The 14245-nt window shown below is 70.5% G+C and carries 13 protein-coding genes; 10 read left to right on the top strand and 3 right to left on the bottom strand.

The features are described from left to right. Positions 1–6: 6 nt before the first annotated feature. The 7 genes from ACYUD3_RS27985 to ACYUD3_RS27955 all read left to right on the top strand — a co-directional run bounded on the left by ACYUD3_RS27985 (position 7) and on the right by ACYUD3_RS27955 (position 8393). Positions 7–474 carry a glycine-rich domain-containing protein gene (locus ACYUD3_RS27985; RefSeq protein ID WP_470975434.1) on the top strand — a complete coding sequence of 156 codons (468 nt, stop codon included), beginning with the start codon at positions 7–9 and terminating at the stop codon, positions 472–474. A gap of 8 nt (positions 475–482) precedes the next feature. Further along, positions 483–854, top strand: a complete 372-nt coding sequence (locus ACYUD3_RS27980; protein WP_470975431.1) for a hypothetical protein — start codon at positions 483–485, stop codon at positions 852–854. An 86-nt stretch (positions 855–940) separates the two neighbouring features. Continuing rightward, positions 941–2746: an ABC-F family ATP-binding cassette domain-containing protein gene (locus ACYUD3_RS27975; protein ID WP_470975428.1), complete on the top strand. Its 1806-nt coding sequence runs from the start codon at positions 941–943 to the stop codon at positions 2744–2746. 487 nt (positions 2747–3233) lie between these two features. Further along, positions 3234–5183, top strand: a complete 1950-nt coding sequence (locus ACYUD3_RS27970; RefSeq protein ID WP_470975425.1) for an outer membrane protein assembly factor BamB family protein — start codon at positions 3234–3236, stop codon at positions 5181–5183. A gap of 58 nt (positions 5184–5241) precedes the next feature. After that, complete coding sequence (locus tag ACYUD3_RS27965; RefSeq protein WP_470975422.1) at positions 5242–7089, top strand: outer membrane protein assembly factor BamB family protein; 1848 nt, start codon at positions 5242–5244, stop codon at positions 7087–7089. 263 nt (positions 7090–7352) lie between these two features. Continuing rightward, positions 7353–8033, top strand: a complete 681-nt coding sequence (locus ACYUD3_RS27960) for a helix-turn-helix transcriptional regulator (protein WP_470975419.1) — start codon at positions 7353–7355, stop codon at positions 8031–8033. Between the two features lie 9 nt (positions 8034–8042). Beyond that, the gene (locus tag ACYUD3_RS27955; protein ID WP_470975416.1) at positions 8043–8393 is read left to right on the top strand and encodes a hypothetical protein; all 351 of its coding nucleotides are present in this window, start codon (positions 8043–8045) and stop codon (positions 8391–8393) included. Between the two features lie 54 nt (positions 8394–8447). Here ACYUD3_RS27955 and ACYUD3_RS27950 read toward each other — a convergent pair whose 3' ends face one another. Together ACYUD3_RS27950 and ACYUD3_RS27945 are read right to left on the bottom strand one after the other, a co-directional pair. Further along, entirely contained in the window at positions 8448–8759 is a 312-nt protein-coding gene (locus tag ACYUD3_RS27950) for a hypothetical protein (RefSeq protein ID WP_470975413.1), read from the bottom strand. Positions 8760–8779: 20 nt separating this feature from the next. Then, positions 8780–10462, bottom strand: a complete 1683-nt coding sequence (locus ACYUD3_RS27945) for a sodium:solute symporter family protein (RefSeq protein ID WP_470975410.1) — start codon at positions 10460–10462, stop codon at positions 8780–8782. Positions 10463–10565: 103 nt separating this feature from the next. Between ACYUD3_RS27945 and galT the strand changes: the two genes are divergently transcribed. Genes galT through galK form a run of 3 tightly spaced genes read left to right on the top strand, consistent with a single transcriptional unit; the run spans position 10566 to position 13757 of the window. Then, complete coding sequence (gene galT / locus ACYUD3_RS27940) at positions 10566–11627, top strand: galactose-1-phosphate uridylyltransferase (protein WP_470975407.1); 1062 nt, start codon at positions 10566–10568, stop codon at positions 11625–11627. After that, positions 11624–12589 (top strand): UDP-glucose 4-epimerase GalE, encoded by a 966-nt coding sequence (gene galE, locus ACYUD3_RS27935; protein WP_470975404.1) that lies wholly within the window; start codon positions 11624–11626, stop codon positions 12587–12589. The genes galT and galE overlap by 4 nt, the downstream gene beginning before the upstream one ends. Positions 12590–12608: 19 nt before the next feature. Beyond that, positions 12609–13757 (top strand): galactokinase, encoded by a 1149-nt coding sequence (galK, locus tag ACYUD3_RS27930; protein ID WP_470975736.1) that lies wholly within the window; start codon positions 12609–12611, stop codon positions 13755–13757. Here galK and ACYUD3_RS27925 read toward each other — a convergent pair. Continuing rightward, positions 13754–14206 (bottom strand): GNAT family N-acetyltransferase, encoded by a 453-nt coding sequence (locus ACYUD3_RS27925; RefSeq protein ID WP_470975401.1) that lies wholly within the window; start codon positions 14204–14206, stop codon positions 13754–13756. The genes galK and ACYUD3_RS27925 overlap by 4 nt on opposite strands. Positions 14207–14245 lie beyond the last annotated feature (39 nt).

Raw genomic sequence — 14245 nt, 5'->3', positions numbered from 1 at the left:
GTGCCCATGCCTGTGCACGCCCCCGCCCGCGCCGCAGACCTGACCCCCGAACTCACCGCATCCCGCACCGGCCGTTCCCTCGTCCCCGCCTCCGACTTCGAGACGCTGGCCGCGTTCTGTGCCGGCGAGTACGGCCTGGAACGGACCGTCGCCGACCGGGTCGTCGACCAGGCCCTGGCCCTCGTCCACGTCATGGGCACCACCCGCGCCGGCGCCGACATGGCCCCCTCCCGGCAGGTCGACCCCGGCTGGCACACGCTGATCCTGCACACCGACTGGTACGCCGCCTGGTGCCAGGAACAGTTCGGCTACTTCCTCCACCACGCCCCCAACAGCAAGACCCGCACCCGGGGTCTCATGACCGACGTCACCACCAGGCTCCGTGCCGCCGGATTCGAGGTCGACGAACGCCTCTGGGGGACGGCCGCCAGCTGCAACGCACCCGCCTGCTGCGGCGACGGCCCCTGCTGCTGACCCGTCCCATGCCGCTCACCGAACTCGCCGGCACCGGCCGCGTCACCGTATTCGCCCTCGACGGCCTCTCCGTCGCCTACACCACCCGCTCCAGCGACCCCCGAAACCTCGGCGACATCGGCGTCGTAGCCCTCCTCGACAGGCCCCACAGCGAGGGCGAGGAACTCTGGAAGCTGGCCGAACACCTCGGAGGCCGTACCGCCCTCCATGAACAGGCCCGCTGGATTCTCACCCAGGCCACCCGCGCCCGCGTGACCGCCGCCGGCGACCACCCCCACACCCCCTGGACCGCCGCCATCCACCGCCGCCACACCCTCGCCACCCTCTACGCCAACCACGACGTACTGATGACCGGCCGGATGACCCTGCTGGATCTCTGAAAGAGGGGGCCGGGCGGCTCTCCGCCAAGGCCGTCCCCCCAGCGCATTACGCTGGTAAGCGATCCATCCCCTTATGCAGGAGAGAAATGGCCGTCAACCTCGTCAATGTCGAGAACGTCAGCAAGGTGTACGGGACGCGTGCGCTTTTGGACGGTATCTCGCTCGGGGTCTCCGAAGGGGATCGGATCGGGGTCGTGGGGAGGAACGGGGACGGGAAGACCACGCTCATCCGGATGCTCGCCAAGCTGGAGGACGCCGACACCGGGCGGGTCACCCAGGCCGGCGGGCTGCGGATGGGGGTGCTCACGCAGCATGACTCCCTTGATCCTTCCGCCACCGTGCGGCACGAGGTCATCCGGGACCTCGCCGATCACGAGTGGGCCGGGAACGCCAAGATCCGGGACGTGCTCACCGGACTGTTCGGCGGGCTCGACCTGCCGGGGTTCCCGCAGGGGCTGGACACCGTCATCGGCCCCCTCTCCGGCGGCGAGCGCCGCCGCATCGCGCTCGCGAAGCTGCTCATCGAGGACCAGGACCTGGTCATCCTGGACGAGCCGACCAACCACCTCGACGTCGAGGGCATCTCCTGGCTCGCCCGCCACCTGCGCGAACGCCGCTCCGCGCTCGTGTGCGTGACCCACGACCGGTGGTTCCTCGACCAGGTCTGCACCCGGATGTGGGACGTCCAGCGCGGGGACGTGTACGAGTACGAGGGCGGCTACTCCGACTACGTCTTCGCCCGCGCCGAACGCGAGCGCATCGCCGCCACCGAGGAGGTCAAGCGGCAGAACCTCGTCCGCAAGGAGCTGGCCTGGCTGCGGCGCGGGGCGCCCGCCCGGACCTCCAAGCCCCGCTTCCGGATCGAGGCCGCCAACGCGCTCATCGAGGACGTACCGCCGCCCCGCGACTCCAGCGAGCTGATGAAGTTCGCCTCCTCCCGGCTCGGCAAGACCGTCTTCGAGCTGGAGGACGTCACCGTGCAGGCCGGGCCCAAGGTGCTGATGAAGCACATCACCTGGCAGCTCGGCCCCGGCGACCGGATCGGGCTCGTCGGGGTCAACGGGGCCGGCAAGACCTCCCTGCTGCGCGCCCTCGCCGACGCCTCCCGCAGCGCCGGGGAGACCCAGCCGGCCGGCGGGCGGGTCGTCGTCGGCAAGACCGTCAAGCTCGCCTACCTCTCCCAGGACGTCACCGAACTCCCCGCCTCTCTACGGGTGTTGGAGGCCGTGCAGGAGATCAAGGAGCGCGTCGACCTCGGCAAGGGGCGGGAGATGACCGCCGGGCAGCTGTGCGAGACGTTCGGGTTCAGCAAGGAGAAGCAGTGGACGCCGGTCGGCGACCTCTCCGGCGGTGAGCGGCGCCGGCTCCAGCTGCTGCGGCTGCTCATGGCCGAGCCGAACGTCCTCTTCCTCGACGAGCCCACCAACGACCTCGACATCGAGACCCTGACCCAGCTGGAGGACCTCCTCGACGGCTGGCCCGGCTCGATGATCGTCATCTCCCACGACCGGTTCTTCGTCGAGCGCACGACCGACCGCGTCTTCGCCCTCCTCGGCGACGGCACGCTGCGGATGCTGCCGCGCGGCATCGACGAGTACCTGGAGCGCCGGGCCCGTATGGAGGAGGCAGCCGCCGCCGCGACCGTCGTCCCCCAGAAGGCGGCCACGACCGAGAAGAGCGCCGCCGACCAGCGCGCCGCCAAGAAGGAACTCCAGAAGATCGAGCGGCAGTTGGACAAGATCTCCGCCGCCGAGACCAAGCTGCACACCCGGATCGCCGACAACGCGACCGACTTCGCGAAGGTCGCCGAACTCGACGCCGAGCTGCGGGCCCTGGCCGGGGAGCGGGAGGAACTGGAGCTGCGGTGGCTGGAGTTGGCCGAGGAGGCGTAGGGGGGTGCGGGGAGGGGGCGTGAGCGGGGTGGGGTGAGGCGGGTGGGGGCGTCGCGGCGGGAGTGAATGCGCCGTGCACGCCCCCATGGACGGGCTCGGGACAGGGGCGCGCCCCCACGGACGGGCTCGGGGCGCGGGTATGCGCCCGCTGACAGGCGCGCGCCCGCCGCGGAGGCGTACGGCGGTCCCGACCGCGCACCTCCGGCGCCGGAGTTGGTGGAGGCCGTGTGAAGACCCGGCGTCGCGCGTCACGGAGGCATCACGGGCCGGTTCGCCCTTGGAAACGGGGGTGGATTTGAGCCGTTTCGGTGTCAGAGGCGAGTGATAGAAAGAGCCATCTGAGAACTGTCGACAACTGTGCGCGCACGCCGCTGGACCCCTGCCGGTCCCGCGCGTGGCCGGAAACAGTGCATTACGGGGGATCACGCTGATGGCTCAGCCGCCTGAACAGCCGCCGTCACAGGGGGGCTTCGGAAGCCCGCCGCCAATGGGGCCGACGCCGACGCCGACACCGGGGCCGCCACCGCTCCAGGGCCCGCCGCTGTCCCAAGGGCTGCCGCCCCAGGGCCCGCCACCGCCGCAAGGCCCGCCGCTCCAGGGCCCGCCGCCGTCCCAGGGGCTGCCGTCCCAGGGCCCGCCGCCGTCCCAAGGCCCGCCGCTCCAGGGCCCGCCGCCGTCCCAAGGCCCGCCGCTCCAGGGCCCGCCGCCGTCCCAAGGGCTGCCGCCTCAAGGGTCGCTGCCGCCCCAAGTCCCGCCGCCCGCCGGAGGGTTCGGCGCGCCCCCAGGCCCGTACCAGCCCCCGCAGCCCCAACAGCCCCCGCAGGCCTACGGCTACCCCCAACCCCCCGCGCCCACAGCCCCGTACGCCCAGCCCCCCAGCGGCCCGTACGCCCAGCCCCCCGCCGGCCCCTACGCCCAACCCACCCCCGGCGCCCCCTACGGCTACCCCCAACAGCCGCCCCAGAACTACGGCCACCCCCAATTCCCCACCTCCCCCCAGCCTCCCGCCCCCAAGTCCCGCCGCAAACCCGCCCTCATCGCCGGCCTCGCCGCCGCCGCGCTCCTCATCGTCGGCGGCACCGTCTACGCGGCCACCTCCGGCGGCGACGGCGACAAGAAACCGGTCGCCCAGGAGAGCCCGAGCGCCACGACTCCCGCCTCCGACACCCCCGTCGACCCGGGCGACGGCACCGGCGACGGCAAGCAGGAGACCACCGACCTCAACGCGAACCGCAAGCCCGGCGAGGCCAAGGTCCTCTGGTACAAGGAGGCCCCGAGGACGCCGAACGGCGGCGCCGACGCCCCCGCGATGTGGATCACGGACACGGTGGCGGCGAAGGCGGCGTACAAGGAGGTCGTCGCGTACAGGATCTCCGACGGCGCGCCCGCGTGGAACACCGTCGAGCTGCCGCAGAAGATCTGCGCCGCGACCAGCGCGAGGACGGCGGACGACAAGGTCGTCGTCGCCTACATGAGCGGCGTCAGCGACCGGGCGAAATGCAATCTCCTCCAGGAGATAGACCTGAGGACCGGCGCCAAGGGCTGGACCGCGACGGTCGCCGACGGCCAGCTCTTCGACAGCGCCATCAGCGTCGAACTGACCCTCGCGGGCGACAAGTTGCTCGTCGGCCGCTCCCAGTCCGGCACCGCGTACGACGTCCGCACCGGCAAGAAGCTGTACGACGTCCAGAAGTACGGCGACGCCTGCTTCCCCAAGGCCTTCGCGGGCTCTGCCGCGCGGCTGGTGTCGGTCGCGTCCTGCGCGGCGATGGAGGCGGGCGAGCACGAGGAGATCCAGGAGCTGGACCCGGCGACGGGCAAGGCGCGCTGGACGCAGAAGTTCGCCAAGGGCTGGGAGGTCGAACGGGTCTTCTCTGTCGACCCGTTGGTCGTCTACAGCACCAACAGCGACCAAAAGGCCTGGAACATCACGGCGTTCAACGCGAACGGCTCCTTCCGCTCCCAGGTGAAGGTGAACCTCAAGCTGGGCACGGACTGCGCCTGGTCGTTCGCCGGCCGCGACCTGGCGGGCTGCGACGGCACGGCGGCCGACGCCGACACCCTTTATCTGCCGACGGATTCGAGCTCCAAGGCGAACGAGATCGTTGCGATCGACCTCGCCACCGGCAAGGAGAAGTGGCGCGCCAAGTCCCCGACGGACAACCCGATGCGCCCGGTCCGGACGGAGGGCGCGTCCCTCGTCGCCTACGTCGAGCCCTCGTACGACGGCCCCGGCCGCGTCGTCTCCCTCCCCACCGCCGGCGCCGTCCACACCCCCAGCACCCTCCTCCAGCTCCCGCAGGCCACCGCCGGGATCGAGGACAGCTTCTACAGCCGGGACATCGCCTGGGCCGGCGGCCGGTTCTACATCTCGTCGACGCGGCTGTCCGGGGACAAGGACGCGAAGGAGAAGCTGATGCTCGCGTACGGCAAGTGAGCGCGCCTTCCCTTTCCCACGTCCCTGTCAACGCGCTCCCCTTTGAGGTACCCACACCATGACCCAGCCTCCCCAGCAGCCGGGCTTCGGCGCACCCCAACAGCCCCAGCAGCCCCCGGCGTTCGGCGCGCCCCAGCCCCCGCCGCAGCCGCCCCAGCAGCCCCCGGCGTTCGGCGCGCCCCAGCCCCCGCCGCAGCAGCCCCAGCAGCCCCCGGCGTTCGGCACCCCGCAGCCCCCCGCCCAGCCCCCCGGCTACGGCTACCCCCAGCAGTCCCCCCAACCCGCCTACGGCTACCCGGCCGCACCGCCGCAGCAGCCCAACCCCTACGCCCAACAGCCCCCGGGCTACGGCTACCCCGCCCCGCCCGGCTACGGCTACCCCGCCCAGCCCCCCACCCTCGCCACGCACCCCCAGCCCGGCGCCCCCGGCAACGGCGGCCGTAAAGTCAACGCCCAGCTCCTCATCATCGTCTCCGCGGTCGTCGCGATCGCGCTGATCATCGGCGGCGGGGTGCTGTACTCGAAGTCCGGCTCCTCCTCCGACACGGCGAAGAAGGACGACAAGTCGAGCGCGAGCCCGGCGAACGACGGTACGGCGGGCGGAAGTCCGGGCGGCACCGGCGGTTCGGCCGAGAGCACCGTACCCAGCGAGAAGGCCCCCGCGAACCCCGCCTCGAAGGTCCTCTTCGAGCTGCCGATGCCGAAGGCCGACAAGAACCAGAGCATCGCGCTGGACGGGTCGTGGATCACCGGCAAGGTGTACGCCAAGTCGGGGGTCGCCGAGGTCGACGGGTACGACCTCGACAAGGGCACCAAGCTGTGGACGGTCAAGCTGCCGGGGCCGGTCTGCCGCGCCAGCAGGTTCCTCAGCGGCGACGGCACGAAGACGGCCGTCCTCTTCAAGTCGGCCATGCCGACGGCCGGTTCCTCCGCGCCGTGCACCCAGGTCGGCGCGCTCGACCTGGACGCGGGCAAGCTGCTGTGGACGAAGACGGTGGCGGCCGGCGACAGCGTCGTCCCGCTCGACAACATCACCGTCAGCGCGGGGACCGTCGCGGTCGGCGGGACCAGCGGCGGGGCCGCCTTCGACCTCGCGAGCGGCAAGGAGCTGTGGCAGCCGAAGACCACTGACTCCTGCTACGACGCCGGGTACGGCGGCGGCCTGAAGCTGGTCGCGCTGCGCCGCTGCGGCGGGTACGACAACCAGGTCCTCAAGGTGCAGACTCTCGACCCGGCCTCCGGGAAGGTGCTCTCCGACTACCAGATGACCGCCGGCATCAAGTACGCCAGCGTCATCTCGACCGAGCCGCTGGTCGTCGGCGCGGACGTCGGCGACAGCGCCACCGACGGCAGCGCGCTGTCCGACCTGTTCTCCATCGACAACAGGACGGGCAAGCTGCTGGCCCGGATCTCCGTGCCCAGCGCGCAGTTCGGCGCCGAGTGCGACATCCTCCAGGTCGACGGCTGCATGGGCGTCACCGCCGGCGGCGGCAAGCTGTACATCCTCACCGAGGAGCACGACGGGACCTCGGACACGTACTCCAAGACCAACGAGATCGTCGCCTTCGACGTGACCACCGGCAAGCAGACCGGCCAGCGCGCCGACGCCGGCGACGGCCACACCCTCTTCCCGCTGCGCATGGACGGCCCGAACCTGATCGCCTACAAGCGGGCGCCGTACGACAAGGGCGGCGAGGTCGTCAGCATCGACGGGACGACGTTCAAGGCGACGGTCCTGCTGAAGAACCCCGACACCGGGGCGAGCGTCGACATCGAGTCGGGGATGTCGCCGAAGTACGCGGAGGTGCGGTACGCGAAGGGGCGGCTGTTCATGTCCGAGACGTACACGAGCAGTGTGTCGGTCGGGGACGAACGTCTGGTGATCGCTTTCGGCGGCGCGAGCTGATCGATCACTAGCTCCATCTGATCGGTTTCCGAAGTTTTTACGGCCCCGCACCTGTTCAGGGACGGGGCCGTACGCGTACTACTCATCGCCGTCGTATGAGAGGAATATCGGCGATCCGGGGCACTTCTCACGCGTAGGGGGAGCGCGACGTCGAACAAGCGTGTAGCTTCCGGGGGCATGAAAGACAGGGGTGCCGGGGGGTGCCCTTCGCGTGATTCTGTCCGGGTTGGGCATCCATGGTGGGGGGACTGGGGGGTGGCTCTATGGGAGTGCGGCTGATGGTGGTCGACGATCACCGTCTGCTGGCCGAGGCGCTGGCGTCGGCTCTGAAACTACGGGGACACCGCGTCCTCGCCGCCGCAGCGCCGTCCGCGGGGGCCGCGGAACTGGTGATCTCCAGAGCGCCCGAGGTGTGCCTGCTGGGCACGGCGGCTCCCGCCGAACCCGGGGTCTTCGACCCGGTGGCCCGGATCAAGCGGGAGCGGCCGCAGGTGGCGGTGCTGGTGCTGGGTCCGGTGCCGAGCCCGCGCGGCATAGCGGCGGCGTTCGCGGCGGGCGCCTCGGGCTACGTCCGCCACGACGAACGCATCGAGGGCGTGGAACGGGCCATCATGAAGGCGAGAGCGGGCGAGGCGGCGGTAGCCCCGCAACTCTTGCAGGGCGCCTTCAGCGACCTCCTGAACCCGACCCCGCAACCGGACGACGAAGGCCAGCGCCTCCTCCAGATGCTGACCCCCAGAGAGGTAGAAGTCCTGGTCCGGGTGGCCGACGGCGAAGACACCCGCCTGATCGCCGCAGGAATGGGCATCGCCCCCTCCACCGCCCGCACCCACGTCCAACGCGTCCTGATGAAACTGGGCGTGGGCTCCCGCCTGGAAGCAGCGGCCCTCGCCGCCCGGACAGGCTTGCTCGACCGGGCTGCGCCCAGGGGGAGCGAGGGTTAGGTTGCGGCCATGACTTCCGTACTCATCATCGGCTACGACCCCGAAGCCATCCCCGGTGTCGATGCCGCCCCCATGGTCGCTGCCCTTGATGCCGAGTTGGCGAAGTGTCAGGCGGAGGGGATCGAGGCGGGGACCGTGCTGGTGGTCGCCGACGAGAGCGCTGAGCCGGCGATCGTCCGGGGGCTGCGGGAGCGGGAGTGGAGTGTGGTCGTCGTCGGGGGCGGGATCCGGAAGGCCGAGCCTTTGCTGCCGCTCTTCGAGGCGACCGTCAATCTTGTCCGGCAGTACGCCCCGCAGGCGGCGATCGCCTTCAACACCAGCATCAGTGACAGTTACGAGGCCGCCCGGCGCTGGCTCTGACTGTCCGGACACAAGCGGTGCCTGTCCCGGTTCCCCCGGGACAGGCACCCTCTCTCACTCCGAGCCCGGCTCCTCCGCGTCCGGCGGCGGGGGCGGAGTCGTCGGGCGCAGCCACAGCCACGCCAGGAAGAACAGGCCCAGCAGCAGCATCCCCAACCCCGTCCAGAGGTTGATGTTGATGCCCTCGGCCTTGTCGATCTCCGCGTCGCCGTCCGTGATGCCGGTGATCGTGACGATGACGCCGTACAGGACGAACAGGCCCCCGATGATGCGCCGCAGGTCGAAGATGCGGGCGGCGGTGGCCGACTGCTCCTCCAGGGCCGTCACCTCGCGGTGGACGTCCTTCTCCGAATAGTGGTCCGACATCTCAAGTCTCCCTCAGGCGGTCAGAACGAGAACGGGATGTAGCAGAGCGCGGCCAGCACCACCGCGCCCCAGCCCAGCAGCGCCGGCCGCCGGTACCAGGCGTCGTCGCCCACCCCGGGCGGCTCCTGCATCCCGGGCGAGCGCGTGCCGTACACCAGCCCCTGCAACTCCTCCGCCGGCTTCGGCGCCGTGAACAGGGACACGATCACCATCACGACCGCCCCGGCCACGAACCCCGCGATCGCCGAGACGAAGTTCGCCCCCTGGTCGGAGGGGATGCTGATGACGTCCTGCTTGTAGAGGACGAAGTAGTTGATCATCGCCGCCGTCGTACCGGCCAGGAGGCCCCAGAAGCCCGACCGCGCCGACGCCCGCTTCCAGAACATCCCGATGATGAACACCACGAACATCGGGACGTTGAAGAAGGAGAACAGCGTCTGGAGGTAGCTCATGATGTTCGAGAACGACGACGCCAGGAACGCCGTCCCCACCGACGCCGCCACCCCGATCGCCGTGATCAGCCGCCCGAAGCGCACGTAGTAGCCGTCCTCCCGGCCGCGCACCACGTACTTCGCCCAGATGTCGTTGGTGAACACGGTGTTGAACGACGACACGTTCGCCGCCATCCCCGCCATGAACGCCGCGAGCAGCCCGGTCACGGCGATCCCCAGCACCCCGTTCGGCAGCAGCCGTTCCATGAGGTACGGGATGGCGTCGTTGTACTGGAGGTCCGAGGCGCTCGTACCGATCTTCGGCACCAGCGCCGCCGCGACCAGGCCCGGGATCATCACGAGGAACACGATGAAGATCTTCGGGAACGCGGCGATGAGCGGCGTGCGCTGGGCGGCGCTGAGGTTCTTCGCCGACAGCGCCCGCTGCACCTCCGCGAAGTTCGTCGTCCAGTACCCGAAGGACAGCACGAAGCCGAGGCCGAGGACGATCGTCAGCCAGTTCGCGCCGAGCGGGTTGACGCTGCCGATGCCGGTCCCGCCCCACGCGGTCGTGAAGTCGGAGCCGTGCGTGGCGGTCAGCTTGTCGGTGAGCCCGTCCCAGCCGCCCACCTTCTTCAGCCCGAGCACCGAGAGCGGGATCAGCGCGGCGAGGATGACGAAGAACTGCAAGACCTCGTTGTAGATCGCGGAGGACAGCCCGCCGAGGGTGATGTAGGCGAGCACGAAGAACCCGGCGACGACGATCGCCACCCACTGCGGCCAGCCCAGGATCGCCTCGACGACGATCGAGAGGGCGTAGAGGTTGACGCCGGCGATGAGGATCGCGGCGAATGCGAACAGCGCCGAACTCAGGACGTGCGCCCACTTGTCGAAGCGCAGCAGCAGCATCTCGGGGACGGACCGGACCTTGCTGCCGTAGTAGAACGGCATCATCACGAGCCCGAGGAAGACCATCGCCGGGATCGCGCCGATCCAGTACCAGTGGACGGTGTACGCGCCGTACTGCGCGCTGTTGGCGGCCATGCCCAGGATCTCGGTCGCCGCGAGGTTCGCGGAGATGAAGGCGAGACCGGTGATCCAGGCCGGCAGCGAGCGGCCGGAGAGGAAGAAGTCGAGGCTGGTCTTGACCGAGCGTCTGGCGGCGAAGCCGATGCCGAGGACGACGGCGAAATAGATGCCGAGGATCGTGTAGTCGAGGGCGTTGACCGGCAGCCGCAGCTCTGCGGCGAGCGGGAGGGCGGGGGGATGCACAGGGCGCCTCTTAAGGGTGACCGGATGTGTGTGTTTGTGGTTTGATGTGTTCGGTTCTGTTGGAGTAGTTCCGCTGAGTGGAAACAGGGATGGAGCGCCGACGGTGAAGAAGACCTCGACCCGGCTGGCCGACGGTCGTGAGCTGATCTACTACGACCTGCGCGACGACTCGGTGCGCGACGCGGTGGACCACCGCCCGCTGGAGCGCACCGTCACCGCTTCGGAGGTACGCAGGGACCCGCTGCTCGGCGACGCGGTCGCGATCGCCTCCCACCGGCAGGGGCGCACGTACCACCCGCCGGCCGACCAGTGCCCGCTCTGCCCGACCCAGGGCGACCGGCTCAGCGAGATCCCGGACTCGGCGTACGACGTCGTCGTCTTCGAGAACCGCTTCCCCTCGCTCGCCGGGGACTCCGGGCGCTGCGAGGTCGTCTGCTTCACCTCCGACCACGACTCGTCCTTCGCCGCGCTCAGCGAGGACCAGGCGCGGCTGGTGCTCGAGGCGTGGACGGACCGCACGTCGGAGCTGTCGCATCTTCCTTCCGTCCAGCAGGTGTTCTGCTTCGAGAACCGGGGCGAGGAGATCGGCGTCACCCTCGGCCATCCGCACGGACAGATCTACGCCTACCCGTTCGTCACCCCGCGCACCGCGCTCATGCTGCGTTCTGTCGCAACTCATAAGGAGGCGACGGGCGGTGAGAACCTCTTCGACGCCGTCCTCGCGAGCGAACTCGCCGGCGAGCGCGTCGTCCTGGAGACCGAGCACTGGGTGGCGTTCGTCCCGTACTCCGCGCACTGGCCGTACGAGGTGCACCTCTACCCCAAGCGCCGGGTCCCCGACCTGCTCGGGCTCGACGAGGACGCGCGCACAGAATTCCCCAAGGTCTACCTGGAACTCTTGAAGCGCTTCGACCGGATCTTCGGTGAGGGACAGCCCGTGACGCCGTACATCGCCGCCTGGCACCAGGCGCCGTTCGGCCAGCTGGAGGAGTTCGACGGCGTCAGCCGCGACGACTTCGCGCTGCATCTGGAGCTTTTCACGATCCGCCGTACGTCCGGCAAGCTGAAGTTCCTCGCGGGCTCCGAGTCCGGCATGAGCGTCTTCATCAACGACGTGCCCCCGGAAGCCGCGGCCGAGCGATTGCGAGAGGTAGCGAGTTCATGAGCAAGTACCTGGTCACGGGCGGTGCGGGGTACGTCGGCAGCGTGGTGGCCCAGCATCTGCTGGAGGCCGGCCACGAGGTCACCGTCCTCGACAACCTCTCCACCGGCTTCCGCGAGGGCGTGCCCGCCGGGGCCGCCTTCATCGAGGGCGACATCCGCGACGCCGGCAAGTGGCTCGACGCCTCGTACGGGGCCGTCCTGCACTTCGCCGCGTTCTCCCAGGTCGGCGAGTCCGTCGTCCGCCCCGAGAAGTACTGGGAGAACAACGTCGGCGGGACGATGGCGCTGCTCGGCGCGATGCGCGAGGCCGGCGTGAGGAAGCTCGTCTTCTCCTCCACGGCCGCCACCTACGGTGAGCCGGAGGAGGTCCCGATCGTCGAGACCGCCCCCACCAAGCCGACCAACCCCTACGGCGCCTCCAAGCTCTCCGTCGACTTCATGATCACCAGCGAGGCCCAGGCACACGGCCTCGGCGCGGTCTCGCTGCGCTACTTCAACGTCGCGGGCGCGTACGGCGCCCAGGGCGAGCGGCACGACCCCGAGACCCACCTCATCCCCCTCGTCCTCCAGGTCGCCCAGGGCCGCCGCGAGGCGATCTCCGTCTACGGCGACGACTACCCGACGCCGGACGGCACCTGCGTCCGCGACTACATCCACGTCGCGGACCTCGCCGACGCCCACCTGCTGGCCCTCGAGGCGGCGCAGCCCGGCGAGCACCTGATCTGCAACCTCGGCAACGGCGAGGGCTTCTCCGTCCGCCAGGTCATCGAGACCGTCCGCCAGGTCACCGGCCACCCGATCCCGGAAGTCGTGGCCCCCCGCCGGGGCGGCGACCCCGCGGTCCTGGTCGCCTCCGCCCGCGCCGCCCGTGAGCGGCTGGGCTGGCAGCCGTCCCGCGCGGACCTCGCGGGTATCGTCGCCGACGCGTGGGAATTCGCGCAGAAGATCGCAGAGGAGAGCTGAGTTGGCCGAGTCGGCTGAGCTGGGCGCACAGCAAGTCCGGGCCGCGTACGCCGAGTTGTACGGCACCGAGCCCGAGGGCGTCTGGGCCGCGCCCGGCCGCGTGAACCTCATCGGTGAACACACCGACTACAACGACGGCTTCGTCATGCCCTTCGCCCTCCCGCACACCGCGATCGCGGCCGTCTCCCGCCGCGAGGACGACGCGCTGCGGCTGCACTCGGCGGACATCGAGGGCGGCGTCGTCGAGGTCACGGCGCTTGAGCCGGGCGCCGACAAGGGCTGGACCGCCTACCCCGCCGGCGTCGTCTGGGCGCTGCGCGAGGCCGGGCACCCGGTCAAGGGCGCCGACATCCACCTCGCCTCGACGGTCCCGACGGGCGCGGGCCTGTCGTCGTCGGCGGCGCTGGAGGTCGTCGTAGCGCTCGCTCTGAACGACCTGTACGAACTCGGCCTCCAGCGCTGGCAGTTGGCCCGCCTGTGCCAGCGCGCCGAGAACGTCTACGTCGGCGCGCCCACCGGCATCATGGATCAGACGGCCTCGGCGTGCTGCGAAGAGGGCCACGCCCTGTTCCTCGACACCCGCGACCTCTCCCAGAAGCAGATCCCCTTCGACCTCGCCGCCGAGGGACTGCGCCTGCTGGTCGTCGACACGCAGGTCAAGCACGCCCACAGCGAGGGCGAGTACGGCAAGCGGCGCGCGGGCTGCGAGGAGGGCGCGGCGCTGCTCGGCGTCACCGCCCTGCGCGACGTCCCCTACGGGGAGCTGGAGGCGGCGCTGGCGCGGATCGACGACGAGGAGATCCGCCGGCTGGTCAAGCACGTCGTGACCGAGGACGAGCGGGTCGAACGCGTCGTCGCGGTACTGGAGTCGGGCGGCGGGACGCGCGCGATCGGCGAGATCCTCGTCGAGGGGCACGCCTCGCTGCGGGACGACTTCCGCATCAGCTGCCCGGAGCTGGACCTCGTGGTCGACACGGCGGTCGCGGCCGGGGCGCTCGGCGCGCGGATGACGGGCGGCGGCTTCGGGGGTTCGGCGATCGTGCTGGTCGAGGAGACCGACGTCGAGCCGGTCACGAAGGCGGTGGAGGCGGCGTTCGCCTCGGCGGGCTTCACCGCTCCGCGCGTCTTCGAGGCGACTCCGGCGCCGGGGGCGCGCCGCCTGTCCTAGAGCCGTTTCGTGAAGGTGTACTCCGTGATCCCCGGCGGGTAGTCGGGGATCACGCACACCTCGTCGTACCCCTTCCTGCGGTAGAACCCCGGCGCCTGGAAGTCCCACGTCTCCAGGCGTACGGCCATGCAGCCGCGCTCCTCGCGGGCCGTGCGCTCGGCCTCGGCGAGGAGTTCGCCGCCCAGGCCGATGCCTCTGTGCGCGTCGGCCACCCACAGGAACGTGACGTGCAGCCAGCCCGCCCAGGTGTGGCCCACCAGACCGCCCGCCAGATCGCCCGTGTCGGTCATCGCCCAGAGGTGCAGCGGGGATTCATGCGCTTGCCCGCTGTCGCGGAGCGCTCGCAGCACCGGCGAGGCCGCGGTGTTCGTCGCGCGCAGCCGGGAGCGGAGAAGATCGCGCCGGGTGTTGTCGACTTCTGCCTCTAGACGAAACATGCGGCACACCATAAACGCGGAAGTCGGCCAGTTCTGTGATTTTCCTTCCGC

The sequence above is a fragment of the Streptomyces sp. AMJ-169 genome (genome assembly GCF_055597585.1).
The sequence above is the reverse complement of the archived record's forward strand: the minus strand, read 5'-3'. Positions and strand labels throughout refer to the sequence as shown.

What these genes read in the sequence shown, in the direction of transcription:
- galE (WP_470975404.1), top strand. Translation starts at nt 11,624, where the DNA reads ATGAGCAAGTACCTGGTCACGGGCGGTGCGGGGTACGTCGGCAGCGTG.
- ACYUD3_RS27955 (WP_470975416.1), top strand. Translation starts at nt 8,043, where the DNA reads ATGACTTCCGTACTCATCATCGGCTACGACCCCGAAGCCATCCCCGGT.
- ACYUD3_RS27925 (WP_470975401.1), bottom strand. Translation starts at nt 14,206, where the DNA reads ATGGTGTGCCGCATGTTTCGTCTAGAGGCAGAAGTCGACAACACCCGG.
- ACYUD3_RS27965 (WP_470975422.1), top strand. Translation starts at nt 5,242, where the DNA reads ATGACCCAGCCTCCCCAGCAGCCGGGCTTCGGCGCACCCCAACAGCCC.
- ACYUD3_RS27960 (WP_470975419.1), top strand. Translation starts at nt 7,353, where the DNA reads ATGGGAGTGCGGCTGATGGTGGTCGACGATCACCGTCTGCTGGCCGAG.
- ACYUD3_RS27980 (WP_470975431.1), top strand. Translation starts at nt 483, where the DNA reads ATGCCGCTCACCGAACTCGCCGGCACCGGCCGCGTCACCGTATTCGCC.
- ACYUD3_RS27970 (WP_470975425.1), top strand. Translation starts at nt 3,234, where the DNA reads ATGGGGCCGACGCCGACGCCGACACCGGGGCCGCCACCGCTCCAGGGC.
- ACYUD3_RS27985 (WP_470975434.1), top strand. Translation starts at nt 7, where the DNA reads ATGCCTGTGCACGCCCCCGCCCGCGCCGCAGACCTGACCCCCGAACTC.
- ACYUD3_RS27950 (WP_470975413.1), bottom strand. Translation starts at nt 8,759, where the DNA reads ATGTCGGACCACTATTCGGAGAAGGACGTCCACCGCGAGGTGACGGCC.
- ACYUD3_RS27975 (WP_470975428.1), top strand. Translation starts at nt 941, where the DNA reads ATGGCCGTCAACCTCGTCAATGTCGAGAACGTCAGCAAGGTGTACGGG.